Raw genomic sequence first — 21,371 nt, forward strand, 5'->3', positions numbered from 1 at the left:
ATTCTTAGATCCGAAAATCTATTATTTTGTAATGTATAAAGGCAAATATGATATTGCAAGAATGCTAGATGTTGGCCCTGGCGATGGCACAAAAGGTTTTTTATATTATCTTGGCAGCCACATGCCAAGGCTAAAAACATGAATGACACAGAATCAAATATTGCTACAAATATTGAAACCAACATTTTCTTTTCAATCGTTTCATTCTTAAAAGAAAATGGCTGGAAATTAACGGCAGAATATGATGAAAATATTTTCGACAAAGGCATCGACTTTGACCTGTATCAATTCAGCAAAAACAACGAAACAATACTACTGGTTTGGAACAATTGGTTCGAGGGTGAAATGAAGGCAACAAAAAAAACTCTCAACGAGATCGAAACGCATTTTAAGATCGTCCTGCAATTTGGAGAACCGGAATATTTGCATAAACCTGATATCATCAACGATATGAAAGACTTACTGAAATTCTACAAATAAACTACTCACATCATTTGCAATATGCTACAAAATCAAAAGTTACCCCGAGTTTGTAACTCAGGATTTTTTCTATTATCTTACTACTCATAATGACATTTAAGGAAATTATTTCATATCCCTTTTCAAATTGGCTCAGGCCAATTATTTATGGTTTCATTTCCATGATCTTATTATTGATAAGTATCCCAATTGGAAATGATATGCTTAGTCTAATAGGGTTTCTGGCCTTTGCTATTAGCTCCTTTTTGCTGCTGATCTCTTTTTTCATATTGCTCTTTAAAAAACAATGGAAAAAATGTTTCTACACTTTACTCTTCATCATTGTAATAATTATTAACATTGGGTTATTAAACTGATCTTGGCTACGCTCCTCCCCCTCGCCACATCAAAAATTCCGGGCAGATCAAAAACAAAAAAACATAAACTGCTTTGAATAAATATTTTATTTTCCTATTTTACTCAGACTAAAATAACCAACATGAAAAAAATAAGCACACTATTAATTCTCCTGTTCGTTGGCACTTTAATTTCTGCACAAACAATAAGTATAAGCAAAAAAGGCTTTTTCATTAATAAGGTAAAGATTTCGGAAAGCTGGCAACTGAGTGATTTTAAAAAAGGGCTCGGCGAAGCAGATCATATAACCGACAAAGCCAGCTATGTCAACAGAGTACATTATTACGAAAACAAGGGAATTATTTTCTGGGAACCAGTATCAGATTCCGGAAAAATAATAGAAATTCAACTTTTTCTTTCTCTTTCAAAAGGAGTGAATGATACATATAATAAAACAAAAAAAATATTTCCGGGTGTTACCACCGTTGATAAACTTAAACTCAGCAATTCAATAACGGCAAACGATATAAAAAATGCATTAAAAACGTGGACCCAGGTAAAGTGCTACTTTACAAATGGCTATAAGTATAGCAACGGAATAGTAGCAATCAATTTCATATTTAATGCAGAAGAAACCAAATTGCTTTCGTTAGATATGTCCCCTGCAAATTAACTTTTTGCACCGACCTGTTTTTCTAGCTATCCAAAGCATGAGTGATGCAACTCTTTTATAAAATGAAGGGTTACTTCTCTCGAAACAAGGCAAATCGTTCTTGCGGTTGTATATTAAACAACTCCCGGATCAAAAGATTAAACTGTATCTTCATTCAACAGTTTAATTACCAATTATGAAAAAAATATTTTCAGGCCTACTCCTTTGTTTTCTTTTGCAACATACCGTATCAGCTCAAACAAAACAACAGGCGCAGAGAGATTTTGTAAAAGAATTAAACGCTGTATTAAAAGCCTCGTCAACTATCCATTGGGCCTATACGGATAGAATGACCATTGATTCTGCTTTCGCAATTAGTAAGAATGATATATTATCAGTAACAGTGCGTTATACAAACGACAGTTCTTTCTTTCGATTTAGAATGGAAGTGCCGATGAATAAAATAAGAAATATTATTCAGGACGTTTACCTGGTCCTGGAATGCGATCAAGATGCTGTTAAATGTTTTCTTTCAGAAAAAAATAGTAATACACTCGTTTTTAGTCACAATTACAATTTATTTCATACCGGCGAACTAATGGATGCAGATTATGAAACGCTTGAGAGGATCAAAAAAATATTTGACAAGATAAGGAGAACTTAATGGTGTTTTTTTTCCAGACTCAATCAGACATTTGAAATCTAACGCCGTGTGATAATTGCAATAGGTAATATTTTACTTATCGCTTGACTTCGCCTGTTTCAGACCTGCAAATTTTAATTTCGTAAAAAAAGCAGATAGTGGTGCCATCACCTATTTGTACCTGAGTCTCCCCCTTCTAATCCTCTGTTGCCAGGCATTTACTTTAGTTCCTGATTTCGAAAACAAAGGCTAAGAATAAAACCGGATTTTACTTCCTATCGTCAAAATTTATTTATACTTTGGTCGCAATTAGTCAAACCCTTTATTGTTAGCAAGTTTTGTTCGTAAAATGCCATCCTACCTTTGAGAACAAGTGTTATTCTTCATCATCAACTAAAACTAAACAAAATGGAACAACAACTTGAACAGATCCGCAATCAGCAAAAAGAATCCTGGAATAAATTTTCCTCCGGTTGGAAAAAATGGGATACACTCGTTATGGATTTTTTAAAACCGATGGGTGATGAAATCATCCGGTCACTACATCCTCAAAACAATGATGTCATTCTTGATATAGCAGCAGGAACAGGAGAGCCAGGCCTAACCATTGCCACTAAACTTAATGGCGGCAAAGTGATCATAACAGATCTTGCTGAAGATATGCTGGCCATAGCTCGTGAAAATGCTGCCAACAGAGGGATCAAAAATATTGAAACTGTTGCTTGTGATGTTTGCGAACTTCCATTTGCGGATAATACGTTTGACGGCATAAGCTGCAGATTTGGCTTTATGTTTTTTCCTGACATGTTATTAGCTGCTAAAGAAATGGTACGTGTGCTTAAACCAGGCGGAAAAATTGCCACTGCAGTTTGGAACGTCCCTGAAAAAAACTTTTGGGTCACAGCTATCATGGGAACTATCAACAGAAACATGGAATTATCTCCCCCTCCTCCCGGAGCTCCGGGTATGTTCCGCTGTGCCAAAGACGGATTGATCGCAGACCTGTTTGCACAAGCCGGATTAAAGAATATTTCTCAAACCGAAGTTGCCGGAAAATTGAATTGCAAAACAGCTGATGGCTATTGGGGAATGCAAACAGATGTTGCGGCACCTATTGTTGCAGCACTTGGCAAAGCAACAGATGAAATGAGAGAAAAAATAAAAAATGAAACTTATGAGCTGATCAATCAAAAATATCCCAACGGAAATGTTGTGATCGATTCCAGCGCACTTGTTATTTATGGTGAAAAATAACTATGCCTTCCTGGTAAATTTTATCACAACCTAAGCTAAACTGAGAGCTGCATGTTTATTTCCTGATAATGGTTAATTTCGGTCTTGCTCCAATAACTGTAGCAAAAATTTTACAGACCAATTTTATGAGGATTGACCAGATCACATTTACCAGGTTTTTAGCCGCTATAACTATTGTCATATTTCACTATGGTGATACTATCTTCCCTTTTTCTGCAGAAAGTATTGCATTTATATTTAAACAGGCAAATGTAGGAGTAAGTTATTTCTTCATTCTTTCAGGTTATGTAATGATACTGGCATACGGAAATAAAAATAAAATTGATGCGGCTTCATATTTAAAAAACAGATTTGCAAGAATTTACCCGGTATATCTGTTGGCCATCGTTCTCTTCCTGGCATATTTAATTTGCAGGGCAATGACCATTGATTATACAGGATTGCTTTTGAATACATTCGTCATTCAAAGTTGGGTGCCGGGAAAAGCATTATCATTTAACGGACCAGGGTGGTCACTATCAACAGAGTTTCTTTTCTATTGCTCTTTTCCTTTTCTATTTAATTATATCTACAAGAGATATGGGTATAAAAAAACGGCACTACCCATCATACTATTTTGGTTGTTGAGCCAGGTACTGCTTCATATCGTTGCCACGCCGGATATCAACAGTGGCATTTCTCCCAAGGGGCACGACCTTGTCTACTATTTTCCGCTGATGCATCTGAACGAATTTTTGATCGGTAACCTTGCAGGATCATTCTTCATGCAAAAGCTACGTAACAAAAAAATACGATCGGATATTTATATTCTGCTATGCTTTATCATCTTCATCCTTTTATTGAAATTCAATCATGTATTGATACTACATAACGGAGTTTTGGCAATCATATTTATCCCAATTATATTACTGTTTTCCGTTAACAACGGAATTATAACCACTCTCTTCAATAAAAAAACTTTCATCTTTTTAGGAGAGATCAGTTATGGCATATACATACTGCAAAAACCTGTTTATTTATGGATGCGCTATTTTGTGAAGACACTGGCTGGTGTAACTAATGAATCGGTCATATTCTATATTTACTTCGTTATGCTGATCATTGTATCTTCATTAAGTTATTTATTTATAGAAACGCCGCTCAGAGAAAAAATAAAACAAATACCAATTCGTACATTTTTTAAAAAGGGATAGCAATATCAGTGATCTCTTTTTGCCTGCTAACAATTTAACAATGACAGATAAGAAAAAAATATTTGTGATCATCGGAAGCGCCAGTGAAAACTCGGCCAATCAACAACTTGTTGAAAACATTGCATCCCTGACAAAAGACGATTTCACCTTTACCATATTTACCGATTTAAAATCACTTCCTCATTTTGATCCCGAACGATCAACAGATGATCCTCCAAAATCAATTATACACCTGAGAAACGAAATTGAAAATGCAGATGGGTTACTGATATGTACGCCTGAGTATATTTTCAGCATCCCAAGTGGATTAAAAAACTTATTGGAATGGTGTGTGGCCACAAGCATTTTTTCCGACAAACCCACTGCACTTTTAACTGCCTCCGCAAGTGGGCAAAAAGGACATGAAGAATTACAATTGATCATGAAGACGTTGATGGCAAGATTCACCAATGATACTGCTTTATTGATACAGGGGATCAAAGGAAAAATAAATGAACAAGGCGAAATCACACATCCCAAAACCGCAGAAGAGCTGATAAAATTTATTCATGCATTTAAAGCGCTTATTAACAACAGCCTATAAACGCAATTAAAAGCAGCTATGTATTATTGTTTCTTTACCCGATGCCGGGCAAAAAATTGCTATTGCAAAATTCAAAGACTTTTTCTACTTTTCTGAATAACCATTCATATTCACTTAACTAAAACTAACATCATGCAACTATTAAAATCAACTGCATTCATGCTTTCTGTGGTTGTTATAGCAGCAATGCTGATGACCCGTTGCTCTAACAACAAATCCACTGCACCTGAAACTACTCTGCAGCAAACCTCCTCCTTCGGTGGTTTTGAAACCAAAGAAAAATGGGGTGAACATCTGGTTACTGTTGGTGGCTGTAACGACTGTCATACCCCAAAAAAAATTACTGCGATGGGACCTGTTATTGATAGCTCTTTATGGTTATCCGGACATCCTGAGCATATGCCTATACCAGAGATCGATCGTAAGCTGGTAGAATCTAAAGGACTTGCTGTAACCAATGCCATGACCTCCTGGGTTGGTCCATGGGGAGTTTCATTTGCCGCCAATCTTACTTCTGATTCAACAACCGGTATTGGCGCATGGACATTAGAAAATTTTATTACTGCTATCCGAAAAGGGAAAAAAAGCGGAACACCCGGGGGACGTCCACTACTGCCCCCAATGCCCTGGGAGTGGTTCAAACATATGAGTGATGCAGAATTGGATGCAATATTTACGTATTTGCAATATACAAAACCAATTCACAATGTTGTACCGCCTCCATTACCTCCTTTATCAGCAAAACATTAAGCCAGTACAAAAATTAAATGCTGCCATGAAATTACATTTCAGTGGCAGCATTTTTATTTGCAATGAAACATATCCATAGCATTGGATCCGGCCATGTTCAACATTGAAAGTGGCTGTTAAATTTGATCTATCAGATATTGTTTAAAGGATGTTCCTTGAATTGATTTTATTTTGCTGAAATGGCATGATCATTAAAACAAAAAATAAAACGATCAGGCCACTAAAAATTCCTGACAGTAATATATCGGCAAGCATGGTGTTTTTTTTAGGGTTTTTAAATAAATATAGGATATTCGATTATGGCATTATAAAGATGCTGTTAAACAGATAGATTACTTGTAATAAAATAAATTGAAATTCTGTAGAAATATATCTACGCAGTAGCACTGATATTACTGTAACATTAATTAAGCTGGCTTTAACAGCTGAATCCTGCGCCTGTGTTATAATTACGGTCCCCATCACAACAAAATCTAAAAAAATATGTTTCACTTATACCGGCAATAGCCAGGCGTGCCTAATTATACAGGAGTTGCGTATATTTGGGTATTGGAAGAAGACAATTGAACCTTAATTTTATGAAATTTATACCTATCCTTGCATTCTTGTATATGCTTGCCAGTTGTAATGGCGGGCCGCAATCTTTGGATGAAGTTATTTCAGAAGATAGTTTGAATACCAAAGAAGCAAAGCAATACCCCGACAGTGTCATTCAAAATGAACAAAATAAGGCTATAGGCAGTATAAAATTCGGGATCTCTGAAGAAGAATACCAAATAGAGAAAAAACAATTTCAGGCAGAAACAAACAAACAGCAGAATATCAATAATACCATTATTGACAGATATTATATCGGGAATTTTGAATACACTGATATACACGACTACTTTGATTCTGGAAAACTTTACCGTTTGGAAATTATGGGAGCCCCCATTGCGTGGGACAGTTATGATACAGAGATCTATAACAGGATAGCTGCAATCCAGGAACTGATTTTTCAAAAATTTGGAGCTCCGGATTCTGATAACAGAATCCCTAAAATAGATGATATGAAAAAAAGTTCCACCTACCTTATTCGTACCTGGAATATTGGAGATAAAAGTATTGAGATACGTGTAGCATACAACCAGACAACCTACACCCCTTATATTGCGATATATAAACCTTCTGTACAATTCAGGATACACATGGAAAATTCTACTAAAAGAGATAGTACTACAAAAGCCGGTAAAGATCTATTCTAACAAAGAAAGGGGCTGGATAGAAATCCTGCCCCTTGTTTAAAACCTAACCTTATCGGATGCAAATGTAAACTGGTACTGTATTGCAAGTGTTACATCTTTTTAATTGCTTGTTACATAATTCATTCTTTTTCATATTGTAGTAATAATTGATCAGTCATAAACTCACATCCATTTGCCTCGAATCCATTGTTCTCCATAACGATGATGGCGCTTCCAATGACCTGGTCTCCATTTATAGCTCTTCCGAGCTGCCATCCAACGGCAACCAGCGTAACGATAATTACCATCATATGGTTCCCACTCTTCATCAACCCATATGTATCCAACGGCCAATATATCAGTTTTTAGAATTACCGGGGCTACGGGACGAACTTTAACATAGATCTGCGCCGGAGCCGGCAAAAGAATACTCAAGAACAGCAATAGTAAGCAACTTGTTTTAACCAATTTATTTTTCATTGTTGAAATATTTTTTTGTTCAAAATGATAAATACACCAAAGGTTGGTCAAGGGGGATCTTAAAATAACCATCAAGGTCATGCGCTGTAAAGGTGGGTATATTTTAATAAGAGAAGTTACACTATGCTTTATTAAAATTGCAAAATTCGTTCATTTTAAATAGCAACAGAAAAAAGTGAGATCAGAGTAGATTAGTGAGGGCAAAAAAACTGAGGACCAGATTTTTTCTAAAAATTTCACAGCAGAACATCTATCAAAAAACGATATAAAACAAACCAACTCAATTATAAAAATCAATCAACGAACCAAAATAGCTATCATCCCAGCCCTCTACCATTTCATCATACACTTCATCTGGAATATTAGTATGCAGCAATTCAGCAGAGGTGCCTGATTTATGTTCATGTAATTTGATGGTAACAATAGACTCCGCTTCTTCTCCATCAAAATACCATTGTTGAACGATCTTTTTTCCTTCTTCAAAAGCTATGTTCTTACCCACTATACTCCCCTCCCACAACGAAAATTCACTCCCGGGTTCTGTGCTCATTTCGGCTTCATTACCAGTCCATAACTGTATCGTTCCTGGCATAGTTAACGCACGGTAAACTTCAATGGGCTCGGCCGGAATGATATAATATTTTTTAAAATCCTTCATTTTTACAATAGTATTTATGCAAAGATATCTTACCTATAAAGGTATTGCAAGAAATAAGCATTTATTTACCAAAAAACGACAAATTTCATTGTCGTTGTAGTATTAAAAAGGATCAAGTGTGAATGATGTAACATCTTCCGGGAATTATGTAACACTTATACCTTCTGGTATACCAATCTTTATACTTTAATAATCAGGTCAAAAAATCATTCATTCCTGTTAATCATCCATCTAAAAATGAAAACAATTTTATTGATTGAAGACAATAAAAATATTCTCAAAAATCTGAACGAATATTTTGAGATTACTATAAATTTTTAACCGCTAAATTTTAATACAATGAAAAGTAATTATTTTGTTTATTACCCCGGAAATGAAAATGAGCCCAGAAGTATTTCAGAAAAAAATGAAACTAAAGAAAATAACGAGGAACTAATTCCCCAAAAAGAAGCAGCAAAAGTTCAAAACATTTCCTTTCTCCAAAAAATAAAAAATGCATTACAAACCTGGTCTAATGGCGATAAAAACGATGAAGATTTTGATAATACCAGAGTATAGGGATTACATCCATTGTGACCAAAGCTAATTAGTGGTTGCAATGGATGTTCTTTTTTGCTGTTCAGCCATGATACTTTGTAAAAAAGGGGCTGTCAAAGACTCTACAGAAGTTGCCGGCATATCGAGTGCATGCGGATCTGTCACTAATTGCAACCAGGGTTTTGGACTGCCGAATGGATAGCTACCGAATACAATTACGGGAGTTCCCTTAATACTAACGCTGTCCTTATTCTTTTTATCCATTTCCCACTGGTCTGCCCAACTGTATAGATATATGGCATCTTTTTCAAGCAAACGTAAACAGGAATGCGATGCAGGATAACCAGGCAGGTCATATTGATGAAAACCTATCCCTAATTTATTTTCAATATTAAAATTCCAACGCAGATCCCACTCATCATTAAAAGTACTTGTGGTCTTCTCTGCTTTCCAGTTAGTAAAGTATAATCCGGTTGGAGTCTGGTCATTCTTTCTACCCATACTAACAGGCCCTGTGTATACTAACTCTCCCATTTCATAAGCAGCAAACACTTGTGTGGGGTAAGAAAAAAAGAGGATTTTCTTGATATCTTTTATAGACGGAACACTAGCAGGAAAAGGCAAATATGAATCATAATCTCCGGTAAAATCATTGGGCACAATAATAGTATCCATCAACGCAAGATGCTTTACATCAACTCTGTTCACTGCTAATACCACACGTTGTTTCAAAGAATCCGCTGCATTATTTTTTATCCATTCTTTTCTTTTTTCTATATGATACCCTACATTTTTAGGCTCAACTCTTTTTCGCTGTGCTTGCGGTTGAATTTGAACATCATTTGTAACAGGTTGATTACAGTGACTTAATAGAAGAGTTAAAAATACAAGTTGAAGTATAGGATATATTTTACGCATAATTGATTGACGGCTATTGGCCTGTTTCTCATGAATTGACAAACGGCATGCCACATAATCAATCTTTTAACAGATGCAATTATCTATGTTAGAAAACATTATAAAAACCTATTTAAATGAAATGATCTATTTCACAATTGTTATATAGCCGGTTAATGTAGAAACTGTACCATCAGTATCAATAATGTAATAGTACGTGCCGAAAGGCAACGGTTTCCCTTTATAAGTTCCATCCCATGGTTTGTAAATACCTTTACTTTCGTAGAGCAATTGACCATAACGATTAAAGACCTCTACTTTGGCATTCGGATAGGTTTGTAAATTTTCTATCAACCAAAGATCATTGATACCATCATTATTTGGAGTAAATGTATTGGGCACTTCAATTGGTTTTAACAATTTTACTGAAACAGAATCTGTAGCACTACATCCTCCTGTAGAAGTAGCCACAAGTTTATATACCATATCATTTGTAATTCCTGAAATAGTTGGCTCGGCAATAATAACACTGTTTAAAAAAGTGGCCGGCGACCATGAGTAAGCCAGATCACTACGCTCCCCTGTGATTGATAGTTTACGGGTTTCTCCAGCAAATAATACAATATTATCTTCTGTGTTTATTACCGGCAAAGGACTTACTTCTACTATCTGAGTAGTATCATCTACACAACCTCCTGTGTTGGTTACCGTTAGTTTAACAGCATATCTGCCAGGTGCAGCAAAAGTCTTAAATAGTGTTGTTGATATATCCGGCTGTTCTTCTATTGCGCTTGTTCCAAAATTCCAAACAGACCTTTGTATATCGCCATCGGTGGTTGTACTGTTATTACTAAAAGATACTCTGTCATTCACACAAACAGCAGCGTCATCTATCGAAAAATTGGCTATGGGCTGCCGTATAAATCCACCATAGATCATTGTTTTTGTATCAGGACACCCTTTATCCGAAATAACTGTAAGGGTAACTGTAAATGAATTTGCAGAAGAAAAGGTATGTTGTGGAGATACAGATAATGATGTGTTAGTAGCTCCGCTGGCAGGATCTCCAAAATCCCATTGATAAGACACTATATTTCCTACGCTGATAGCAGATGAATTTGTAAACTGTACAGATGTGCCTGGTAAACAAGCCTTAGAAGAGCTGAATCCTGCTACCGGCGCCACTCCTACAAAAACCACAGTAGTAACCGGAGCAGAAGTACAATTATTGACGGTTGCAGTTACTGTATAAGCCCCGGCAATTGCCTCACTCACAATAGGTATTGATACATGCTGATCATTACTTACAAAACCATTCGGACCGGTCCATGTAAAACTTGCTCCGGCAATATCCGGCACAGTTAAAGAAAGTGCTTGCCCATTACACAAGGGACTATTATTACTAACAGTACCGGCTATAGGAGTATTTTTGACAGTAACATTAGTAGTTACAGGCAATGAAGAACAACCATTCACTGTTGCCTTAACAGAATAAATGCCTGCATTGATTGCTGCTGCGGTATTGATAGCAGGATTTTGCTGAGAACTTGCAAAACCATTAACTCCAGTCCATGTAAAACTTGCACCGGTAATATCCGGTGTTGTTAAAAGGATCGGCTGTCCTTCGCAAACAGGACCATTATTATTTACAGCACTTACAACAGGCATTGCAGTAACAGTAACTAAAACAGTTTTCGACTGCGATGTACAATTGTTAACAGTAGCTGTAACACTGTATGTTCCTGAATGAATAATATCTGCATTGGGTATAGATGGATTTTGATCTGTGCTTGTAAATCCATTGGGTCCTGTCCACTTAAAAGTTGCGCCAGCAATATTAGCAGTCGATAGATTAATTGTTTGTCCTTTACATAAAGGACCATTTACTGTAACAGCACCGATTACCGGCGAAGGATTTATTATTACATTGGTGGTATATGGTGCTGAAAGACAGTAGCCCAACTTTGCCCTCACCACATAAACGGCAGCATCTTCAACTTTAATATCAGTACGAGTTACATTTTGCTCTTCTACAAACCATGGATCATCCGGGATATCCCTGTACCAAATAAAAGATGCCCCGGTAATGTCAGGTGTAGTTAAACTAAGTGTCTCTCCTGCACAGATAGGGCTATTATTACTGGCACTTGTTATTACCGGTGTTTCATAGACCTCTACATGCACATTATTATACGGAACCGAAGTACAATTATTAACGGTAGCTGTTACAGTATATTGACCAGATGCGGCCAAAGTAGCATTAGGGATCTCCGGTAATCTTTCTGTACTGGTAAAGCCATTAGGACCTGTCCAGCTATATGCAGCTCCGGGAATATCTGCAGCACTCAAATGAACTGTATGACCTACACAATTAGGATTATCGCTGCTTGCATAACTAATAACCGGTATCGGATTGACCACAACCACAGTTGATGCCGGAGCAGAAGAACAATTGCCAACTGTAGCAACTACCGTATATGTACCGGCTTTTGCCAATGTAACCGGACTAATGACCGGATTACGGGATGTGCTAGTAAATCCATTAGGTCCTGTCCACTTGTAAGTAGCCCCGCTCACAACGGTAGCACTCAACTGAAGACTTAAACTGGTATTTTCACAAAAAGGACCATTATTTGACACTATTGGAGAGGCGGTATTGCCAGGAGTTATGGTAATAGTTACAGGTTTTGTACTTGTATTATTACATCTATCCGTAACCGTTACTGTATATGCTTTTGTTATAGTTGGTTGTATAGTTACCTGCGCCGTATTCCCGGCGTTATTATCCCAGGAAAAGGTGTAAGGAGAAACACCATACAGTCCTGTAGCTGTAAGAGTAACAGGCGTGCCGGCACAAACCGAAAGTGACGGAATAGATGAAGAAATTGTTCCAACTTCAACCGTTCTCCCTTCCATACGTATAATAAACGGATCACGGGCCCCTACATACGTAGTATCACAAATAGAGGCTGCTCCGGTATACCTATTCCATAAATGTAACATATACGAGACTGTTTGTTCGGAACAAGATGGAGGAGGAAGACATGAGAGCATTGAATTGCTGATATTAGTATAATTCCCTAAACTACCTACTGTCCCTTGTTGAGTGCAATCATTGGTTGAAGCGCATGTCCAGTTACCGGAATAGCAGCTACCATTAGTGATAGCAAAAAAGATCATACCCGTATTAGCCGGAGCTTTTGAATACATGGTAAATTGGAAAGATACATTTGTAAAAGTAGCATTTGCCGGCACTGTTACATTGACGGGATATTTACAGGCTGTAGCAAAGCTCCCATTATTCTTTGATGCTTTAATATCATTAGCAGCTATGCTTGTAACTGCAGACACCAATGGATCTATGATCACTTTACCTGACAGAATATATTGATCAATATAAGCCACGTCTACAGCAAAAGACAACTCATTAGCCCGAATACTATATGGTATTTTCTTTATTGATCTATCAGGAGCCATCGCTGCATATACTACATTGCTGCCAATATGCAATATCTTTTTTTTGTCAATAAAATAATCAGCTTCTTCATTTCCGCCATTCGATCTTTTTAATTCATCAGACGAATTATCTCCATAAAAAATATCCTTGAATACAAGTGCATCATAACCAGAAAAATAGTTTTTTGTAATAATAAAACTTGTTTTCACTGCACCTTTTAAAACCCTTAATTCTGCATCAATTCCTGGAAAAATATTAGTAATATACAGACCATTATCTCCGGCGGTATAATGTGACCAATCCGGAGCAGAAAGTACCACTTCTCTCCCATTTTTTTTACCGAATAATTTCCATGAATTAAAATGCACTATCCCATATACAGTTTTTATATACGCAGTTTTTGCAGACATATCAAACCCGACAGGTTCCAGTTGATCAGACGCTTCAAAAATATTGCCGCCTATTGGACTTAATGCATCATTAATAGGAAGCCATCGATCACCTTGTTTGTAATGTAATGCTCCCAGTGATTTTTCGATATAAAAAACTGATGGATCTTTTACTCCAATAAAATACCTGCTGTCGATTGTTCGCTTCGATTCAACTTCCACAAAACCTTTATCAGCAGTTTTTATAGAACCCCGATCGGTAAAAAAAGTGTAATTAGGTGCTTTAGTATATAATTCGTTGGAGTTCTCTTGCGCATTTACCGTATCTCCACAAAATAGAAAGATAAAAAATATTGAGAGTTGAGATAACAATGATGGGTACAATTTGATCATACTTAATTCCTATGATTTACTTTATATTAAATATAATTAATTATCAGCAATTCTACGGAATTTGAGTGAAAATAAGCAACAATTAAATACAATAAAATACGTGTTGAAGGGTATTTCATTCAAAATAAACAAATAGTACTTTAGTGTTACTACTTAAAAACTACAATATGAAAAAGATAATACAACTTTCATTTATGCTACTGTGTAGCTGTATGTTACATGCGCAAGTACTCAAATTCTGTAATGCAGTAAATAGTGATGGTACACTAAAGGGAGAATCAACTTCTTTCATTATAGAAAAAGGCGATGAGATATGTTTTTATGTGACCACTAACTCTTCTGCTTCATTCAATACATCGAAATTAAAATACAAGATATATACAATAGATCTGCTGGATGGTGAAGTATACGACAATACTATTGAACAGGATATAAAAGAAGATTGGGGATGGGCATGGAGAGGAATAATTTTTAATAGAGCTGACTCTTATAAAGTATATGTGTACAATGGCAGAGACGAATTGCTTGCATCAGGAACGATAAAAATAATTTTTTAATGTATTCTCTCTTTGTTTTAAATAGTAAGACCTCATCAGGATATTGAAAAAAATATGAATGATGAGGTCTTACAAGTTTTATAAAAAGGATCAGCTAAACAAACCACCTTTCTTTAATTCACGATTATTTTCTCCGATCTTAAACCCATTTTGATAGATCTGAATAGTATAATTCCCTTCCTGGAAATTCTGATCCGGAGTAAATGCAAATTCTACATTTTTCTTCTGAGCAGTTTCCAGATCTACCGCCACCTTAGCAGTAAAATTTTTATCTCCTTCTTCACGGGTAGTAAATATTCCTGAACCCGATTTTGCTGCACTGACAGGCTTCCCATCTGGCCCTATCACACACACATATACATCTGTAGTAGCTGGTTGAATGATGCGATTATCCACTACAAAAGATATCAAAAGTTTATCAACTCGTTTTGCAGTAGTTGTCACTTTTTCTTTTCCATTATTCTTTACATTAACCGGTGTTATCGCAATATTAGATGCATTTAATGTAGAGGCTACATCTACCTTTTTTTCAAGATCCTGCTTAACAATGGTTGTTGCTGTAAGGTCTTGTGTTAATTTTTCCTTCTCTTGAGTTAACACAATTTTATCCTGTGTAAGGGTTTGATTTTCTTGATTTAAACGGGCTACCTCCTGCTCCATTCCTGCAATTTTGGTATTAAGTACAGCAATCAGGTTTTTTGCTTTTCCCAATTCAGCAGCCGAAGCATTTTTTTTATTCAATATACTCCTGATCTCATTTTTTGTCTTAGCAATTTCGTTGCTATTATCCACCAATTTACTTTCTAATCCACTATTAATTGTTTTCATCGAATCAAGACGTACCAGTGACTCATCAAAACTTCTTTGGATATTACTTCTCTCTTCTGCGACTTTAGTGATTGTTGCTTCCTGTCGGCTGATCATATCGTCTGTTTCATTATTGGCAACAAGTGTGTAACTGCTTACTGACAGTAATGCAACAACTAAAAAGCCAATGATCCAGTTTTTATAATCGGTTCCTTTTGAAACATGACCGCTATCTATTGTCGGGCCTTGATAATTTGTAGTTGACATAGTAAATGATTTAATGTTTAAAAAATATAATATTAAAAGAATCCCTCTTTTAAATCATTTTACTTTACCCACAACCATGCCAAGCTTTAACCGATCAATAATCAAAAATTTAATTAACATTCTTTTTAGTATGCTATATAAAATCAACGATTACGTCTGTCGCAGTGAAAAATTATTTTAATACTTATGTGGCCTTTTCTTGATCATCCCTCCTTTGGTATCTTTTACCGCACTCATCACCACAAAAGCATTTTTATCAATCTTTTCAAGTTCTGTATTTAGTTTATTCAGCTCCAGACGGGTTATTACAGTATACACAATATCAATCTCTGCTTTATCTCCATGCTTACCAAAACCCCGTTTGCCTTTATATACAGTAACACCCCTGCCCATTTTGTATATAATCATTTCCCGTATCCTTTCACTGTGTGAAGAAACGATCGTTGCTCCGATGTATTCCTCAATACCTTCAACAATAAAGTCTAATGCCTTTGATGCAGTCAGGTAGGTGATCATGGAATAAAGCGCAATTTCCACTCCCAAAAAATATGCAGCTGATGAAAAAATAATAATGTTGATTAATATAATAATGTCACCAAGTGTTGTCCCGAATTTTCTACTTAAATAAATTGCCAGCACTTCTGTTCCATCTATCACTGCCCCACCCCTTACAGCAAGACCAATACCTACGCCTAAAAAAAATCCTCCAAATACTGCTACCAATAAATTATCATTGGTAACATTTGGAAAGTTTACTGTAGCAAGACAAACAGCAAGACCTGTGATCGCCAAAGCAGTCTTGATAGCAAATTGCCTACCAATGACTGTAAAGGCAAGAATTACAAAAGGAATATTAACACAAATGATCCATATGTACAGCGGCATTTTTGTTAATGCAGAAAGCAACAAAGAAATACCGGTAGCTCCCCCATCAATAAAATGATTGGTCAATAAAAATCCTTTGAACCCAAAAGATGCTGAAAATATACCTGCCAGTATTAAAATAAAATCCTTAAAATGCCGCTTTAGTATAATAAAAAATTCCCGATACCCTCGTGCAAGTTCATAATCAGAATATGGTTTTTCATCACTACCCTTTTTTTCTTTATTCTTCAAAGTTGTTTTAATGACCAACTTTGTCCAAAATGGATTCATAGTATTATTTTTTAGGTTGTTCAAAAGCCCCGTAAATAATTTACGGGGCCGTATATCCTGCCTATTTGTTGATCGATAAAATCCTGATCGTGTTATTTGCGATCGTGTTCCATTTCTCTATCAACTGAAGTTCTCCGCTTAAAGAACCTGTATCATATTCTCTATTATAAAAATGCAAAAAGATATCTGGTATAGTTTTATCCTTGTGTGTAAACACCAATTCCAGCTTCTCTATTTCTTTGAAGTCATTATCGTCAGTAACTCTGTTTGTTTTCTCCACTCTGCAACTTTTCATTTCTGAGAGATCGATTTGCGATGAGATCGATTCCTCTTTTGCATTTCTGATCGCAAACAAAACACTTGTTGCATCATCAATACCAATCACTGAATTATTCCAAATATCAAACTGTACTATTTTACATTTGTTTTCCTTTGCCATATTTTCCAGCGATTGTAAAAGTTTTTTTTCTTTCTTTCTGTTATTGCTGATCATTACCATAAAAATGATGACACAAAAAAGTAAAAACATCAATCCTATTATAGTTGTTCCTGAATCCATTTTTAATATTTTTTAATTGTTGAAATAAGAATACGCAGGTACAAGCTATTCTCTTAAAAATAGCCATCCTGAAACTTGTTAAACCTGTTTAAAAAATATTACCAGAAATAATGAGAAGGAAAGATTATAGCAGACTTGCTAAGACGAAGTAAAAGGAATGTAGAAAAAAAATTGTACTGAGTAAACTTTGTCAGTAACAACTGATCAGCTGTACGGACAAATCCTTCAAAAAAAAAGTGTTGATTTTTGAAAGGCGAAGGCGACGTATGTGTAACCAAACTAACTGAACTCTCAGTTGGTGACGTATGACAAAAAACACTTTTTGAAACAACTGAATGATAACTCTCAGTTGGCGAGTCATTTTGTGAGGAGGTAAAAAAAATATTTCCCGGAAGAATACTACCGCTATGCAGGCTTATAATAAAGCCATACAAAAGCATCAAAGTAACCAACGCTGTTATTTTTAAAATATTCTTCACGCTGCAAAGGTACGATTTTGAGGACAGTCTGTTGGTTGACAATATATAAGGAAAGCATAAATTTCCCGAATTTACTCACGAGATTGGAGGATTTGGCGCAAAGTCTACTATCTTTTTCGTCGCCGTTTTGACTTTCCATCCCCTAACTTCTATTTTCTCTCACTATCAACTATTCCTGCCATTTGTCATTCAACGGAACCACTTGTGTAAAATAATGTACTATGTTTTACAAAGTACCTACTTTTGACCTGTACTTTAAAAAATTACACAAAATGAAAAAGATCATCTTAACCTCGATAAGCTCACTTTTCTACGGCTCTATCTCATTAATAGCCAATCCATTATCGGCTAATACCGTTGCAGGAAAAGTAATAGATATCGACAACAAACCTATCCATTCAGTAACCGTTTCATTACTAAATGCAGCAGACAGTAGTCTAGTAAAAGTGGAAATCACCGACATAAATGGCGAATTCAAGTTCCCAACTTCTGTTTCGGGCGCCTATTTATTAAGCTATACCAATACCGGATATGAGAAAAAATACTCAGATGCTTTCATATTAACCGAAGGTGTTGAAATAGTATTGCCAACCGTAAAATTGACTCAGATCACTAAAAAAATGCAGGAAGTGGTGGTTACTTCTAAAAAACCGATCATCGAAGTAAAAGCGGATAAAACCATTTTTAATGTAGAGAATAGTATTACTGCTACTGGCAGTAATGCATTGGAAATGCTAAAGAAGAGCCCTGGAGTACAAGTAGACAATGAAGACAAGATCAGCATGAACGGAAAAAATGGAGTAAAAATCTATGTAGACGGTAAAATGCTTCAGATGGATGAAAAAAATGTTTCGGAATACCTTAAAACCATCACAAGCAACGATATGGAAGCGATAGAAATGATCAGCAATCCTGGTGCTAAATATGATGCTGCAGGAAATGCCGGGATCATTAATATCAAATTAAAAAAGAACAAAAAATTCGGTACTAACGGTAACGCATCACTTGGTTTAACCCAAGGTCAAACGCCAAAAGGCAACGGTGCTGTATCTTTAAACTACCGGGACAAAAAAATAAATGTATTCAGTAATTTAACTGGTAATATTGGCAACCGATATCAAACAATCAATTTAGAAAGAAGACAAGCCGATACCGTTTTCGATATGAGAAGTTCTCAAGTATCATCAGATAATAACTTTAACGGAAAAGCCGGCTTTGATTATTTCATTGACAAGAAAAAAACAATTGGCTTTATGGCCAATGCAAGCACATCTAACCGTGATTGGTCAAGTGACGGCAATACACTTATTTACTACGAACCTTCCATGCAGCTGGTAAAAAAATTAATAGCGAAAAACAGTGTACCGCAAAAAACCACCAACGCAAATTTTAATGCCAATTACCGCTATGCCGATACTACCGGTAAAGAAATAAATATTGATGCAGATTATGGTTTATTCAGGAGTAAAAGCAATAGCTTTCAACCAAATATATACTATGACATGAATAACAGTTTCTTATCAGAGGCTGTATACAGAAACCGCACCCCTATTGACATTGATATCTATTCATTAAAAGCAGATATAGAACAAAAACTTGGAAAAGGGAAAATCGGTTATGGGGCAAAAGCATCTTATGTAATTACGCAAAATGCATTTGATTTTTATAATGTATCTGGCGGCAATGATACCAAAGTGCTTGAAAAAAGTAACAAATTTAAATTCAAAGAAAACATCAATGCTGTTTATGTATCCTATCAACGTCAGCTAAATGACAAAATAGACCTACAGGCTGGTTTGCGTGCAGAACAAACCAATAGCAATGGTATATTAACCAGGGCCGACGGTGTATACCAAAGCGATAATGATGTTAAACGTAGCTACCTAGATCTTTTCCCTAGTGCATCATTAAGTTATAAACTAAATAATAAAAACAGTTTCAGTCTTGCTTATAGCAGACGAATTGATAGGCCAAGTTATCAAGATTTGAATCCATTCGAAAACAAGCTGGATGAATTAACCTATCAAAAAGGAAATGCATTCCTACGTCCGCAATACACAGACAATGTACAGATAAAACACATTTTTGCAGGAAAGCTTTCTACTGATTTTTCATATAGTTATGTAAGAGATTATGCTACTGAGATCTTAGATACTACCAATAAAAACTCAACATATCTTCAAAATCAAAATTTGGCAACACAACAAATATTAAGTTGGCATATATCTTCCCCATTAGCTATAACCAAATGGTGGAATGGATATCTTGAATTCTGGCATAATACTTACATATTTGATGGCATTGCCAATAACAAGAAAGTACATATGAGCATACCTCATTATGGCGTTTACTCAACTCAAAGTTTTAATCTGGGCAATGGATACAGTGCAGAAATGAGTGGATGGTGGAGTAGTCCTACTAACTGGGGTGCAACAGGAAAAGGTGGCGCACAAGGAAATGTTGATTTTGGTATACAAAAATCATTGATGCAAAAAAGAGCTACACTTAAAGTGACTGCTACTGATATTTTTGCAACACAATCACCCTGGAGGATCACTAACAATTTCGGTGGTTTAAGATTAAAAGGTAATGGTAAATATGAAAGTCAAACGATAAGAGTAAACTTTACTTATCGTTTTGGAAGTGCACAAATTAAAAATGCCCGTCAAAGACAAACAGGATTGGAATCTGAAAGTAATCGGATAAAAGGTAACTAATCATATTCGCCGAAACAAAGGTCAGCGGCCATCATTCCATCATTTGGGATGGTGGCCGCTTCTTTTATGGTACTATTTGGATGCTTGGTACCATATAATTGGATTTTCTCCATTTTTTCTAATCAACACTTACTCATTATGCGGCGGCGGTTTTGATCGCTTTTATATATGATACAACTATTTATAATGATTTTACACCAAAACATGGTGTGATTTAAATCATATCATGCCATTATAATCGTCATATTTTGGAAAATGAGCCCAATCTACATTTGCACTATAAATAACTCATAAAAATAAAAACTATGAAAAATAGAATAACATCACTAAAAACTGTACTCGCTCTCTTACTATTTCAAATTATTGCAATTGCTTCATTTGCTCAGGTTAAATATAGTTTGAATTCTACTAGCATTGTTGTAAGCGGAACCTCTACCCTACACGATTGGACTATGAAATCCGGAAATGGAACTTTCGATGCTGTATTCACATTTGGAACAAACGGAAGAATAACCGGAATTAGTAATCTGCATTTTGTAACTCAGGTTAGCGAATTAAAAAGCGAAAAGAGTGCAATGGATAAAAATGCATACAAATCTTTAAAGAAAGACAAATTTGCTACAATCACATTTACAGCAGCCAGTTTAACTGCAGCTACTGCCGATGGAGTTAACTATGCGATAAAAGGCATCGGAAAATTAACCATTGCAGGTGTTACGCATGATATAGAAGTACTTACTACATTAAAATTAAATGCAGATAAAAGTATAACCGTAACCGGCTATCAAAAATTAAAAATGAAAGATTATGGTGTAGAACCTCCTTCATTTATGTTTGGTGCGGTAAAAACCGGCAACGACATCACAATAAAATTTGATCTAAGTCTAAAAAAATAAATACACTCA

The 21,371-nt window shown here is 35.7% G+C and carries 19 protein-coding genes; 12 read left to right on the forward strand and 7 right to left on the reverse strand.

Features of this window, described 5'->3' with window-relative positions; genetic code table 11:
* The first annotated feature begins 138 nt into the window (after window positions 1-138).
* The 8 genes from LK994_RS12890 (at window position 139) to LK994_RS12925 (ending at window position 7,135) form a co-directional block, all read left to right on the forward strand.
* Window positions 139-480 carry a hypothetical protein gene (locus tag LK994_RS12890; protein ID WP_229760501.1) on the forward strand — a complete coding sequence of 114 codons (342 nt, stop codon included), beginning with the start codon at window positions 139-141 and terminating at the stop codon, window positions 478-480.
* A 478-nt stretch (window positions 481-958) separates the two neighbouring features.
* A complete protein-coding gene (locus LK994_RS12895; RefSeq protein ID WP_229760502.1) occupies window positions 959-1,489 on the forward strand; it encodes a DUF7738 domain-containing protein in 531 nt (176 codons plus the stop codon).
* Window positions 1,490-1,664: 175 nt separating this feature from the next.
* Window positions 1,665-2,132, forward strand: coding sequence for a hypothetical protein (locus LK994_RS12900; RefSeq protein WP_229760503.1), 468 nt, complete (start codon window positions 1,665-1,667; stop codon window positions 2,130-2,132).
* Between the two features lie 387 nt (window positions 2,133-2,519).
* A complete protein-coding gene (locus LK994_RS12905) occupies window positions 2,520-3,365 on the forward strand; it encodes a class I SAM-dependent methyltransferase (protein ID WP_229760504.1) in 846 nt (281 codons plus the stop codon).
* 68 nt (window positions 3,366-3,433) lie between these two features.
* Complete coding sequence (locus LK994_RS12910; RefSeq protein ID WP_229760505.1) at window positions 3,434-4,558, forward strand: acyltransferase family protein; 1,125 nt, start codon at window positions 3,434-3,436, stop codon at window positions 4,556-4,558.
* Between the two features lie 40 nt (window positions 4,559-4,598).
* The gene (locus LK994_RS12915) at window positions 4,599-5,141 is read left to right on the forward strand and encodes an NADPH-dependent FMN reductase (RefSeq protein ID WP_229760506.1); all 543 of its coding nucleotides are present in this window, start codon (window positions 4,599-4,601) and stop codon (window positions 5,139-5,141) included.
* A gap of 132 nt (window positions 5,142-5,273) precedes the next feature.
* Window positions 5,274-5,891, forward strand: coding sequence for a c-type cytochrome (locus LK994_RS12920; protein WP_229760507.1), 618 nt, complete (start codon window positions 5,274-5,276; stop codon window positions 5,889-5,891).
* A gap of 578 nt (window positions 5,892-6,469) precedes the next feature.
* Window positions 6,470-7,135, forward strand: coding sequence for a hypothetical protein (locus LK994_RS12925; RefSeq protein WP_229760508.1), 666 nt, complete (start codon window positions 6,470-6,472; stop codon window positions 7,133-7,135).
* 119 nt (window positions 7,136-7,254) lie between these two features.
* Here LK994_RS12925 and LK994_RS12930 read toward each other — a convergent pair whose 3' ends face one another.
* Together LK994_RS12930 and LK994_RS12935 are read right to left on the reverse strand one after the other, a co-directional pair.
* Window positions 7,255-7,443, reverse strand: coding sequence for a hypothetical protein (locus tag LK994_RS12930; protein WP_229760509.1), 189 nt, complete (start codon window positions 7,441-7,443; stop codon window positions 7,255-7,257).
* Between the two features lie 431 nt (window positions 7,444-7,874).
* A complete protein-coding gene (locus LK994_RS12935) occupies window positions 7,875-8,252 on the reverse strand; it encodes an SRPBCC domain-containing protein (protein ID WP_229760510.1) in 378 nt (125 codons plus the stop codon).
* Between the two features lie 339 nt (window positions 8,253-8,591).
* Here LK994_RS12935 and LK994_RS12940 point away from each other — a divergent pair, with 339 nt between their 5' ends.
* The gene (locus LK994_RS12940; protein ID WP_229760511.1) at window positions 8,592-8,810 is read left to right on the forward strand and encodes a hypothetical protein; all 219 of its coding nucleotides are present in this window, start codon (window positions 8,592-8,594) and stop codon (window positions 8,808-8,810) included.
* A 24-nt stretch (window positions 8,811-8,834) separates the two neighbouring features.
* On the opposite strand, the gene LK994_RS12945 is transcribed toward LK994_RS12940, so the two are convergent.
* Entirely contained in the window at window positions 8,835-9,707 is an 873-nt protein-coding gene (locus LK994_RS12945) for a L,D-transpeptidase (RefSeq protein WP_229760512.1), read from the reverse strand.
* 126 nt (window positions 9,708-9,833) lie between these two features.
* Entirely contained in the window at window positions 9,834-13,925 is a 4,092-nt protein-coding gene (locus tag LK994_RS12950) for a PKD domain-containing protein (RefSeq protein ID WP_229760513.1), read from the reverse strand.
* Window positions 13,926-14,092: 167 nt separating this feature from the next.
* Here LK994_RS12950 and LK994_RS12955 point away from each other — a divergent pair, with 167 nt between their 5' ends.
* The gene (locus tag LK994_RS12955; RefSeq protein WP_229760514.1) at window positions 14,093-14,482 is read left to right on the forward strand and encodes a hypothetical protein; all 390 of its coding nucleotides are present in this window, start codon (window positions 14,093-14,095) and stop codon (window positions 14,480-14,482) included.
* Between the two features lie 90 nt (window positions 14,483-14,572).
* Here LK994_RS12955 and LK994_RS12960 read toward each other — a convergent pair whose 3' ends face one another.
* The 3 genes from LK994_RS12960 to LK994_RS12970 form a co-directional block, all read right to left on the reverse strand.
* Entirely contained in the window at window positions 14,573-15,556 is a 984-nt protein-coding gene (locus LK994_RS12960) for a hypothetical protein (protein WP_229760515.1), read from the reverse strand.
* Window positions 15,557-15,733: 177 nt separating this feature from the next.
* Complete coding sequence (locus LK994_RS12965) at window positions 15,734-16,711, reverse strand: YitT family protein (protein ID WP_229760516.1); 978 nt, start codon at window positions 16,709-16,711, stop codon at window positions 15,734-15,736.
* A 61-nt stretch (window positions 16,712-16,772) separates the two neighbouring features.
* Entirely contained in the window at window positions 16,773-17,270 is a 498-nt protein-coding gene (locus LK994_RS12970) for a hypothetical protein (protein ID WP_229760517.1), read from the reverse strand.
* A 751-nt stretch (window positions 17,271-18,021) separates the two neighbouring features.
* On the opposite strand from LK994_RS12970, the gene LK994_RS12975 reads away from it, so the two are divergent.
* Both LK994_RS12975 and LK994_RS12980 read left to right on the forward strand, forming a co-directional pair.
* Entirely contained in the window at window positions 18,022-20,466 is a 2,445-nt protein-coding gene (locus LK994_RS12975) for an outer membrane beta-barrel family protein (protein ID WP_229760518.1), read from the forward strand.
* 305 nt (window positions 20,467-20,771) lie between these two features.
* A complete protein-coding gene (locus tag LK994_RS12980; RefSeq protein ID WP_229760519.1) occupies window positions 20,772-21,362 on the forward strand; it encodes a YceI family protein in 591 nt (196 codons plus the stop codon).
* The last annotated feature ends 9 nt before the right edge of the window (window positions 21,363-21,371 follow it).

The sequence above is a fragment of the Ferruginibacter lapsinanis genome (genome assembly GCF_020783315.1).
Taxonomy (GTDB): domain Bacteria; phylum Bacteroidota; class Bacteroidia; order Chitinophagales; family Chitinophagaceae; genus Ferruginibacter; species Ferruginibacter lapsinanis.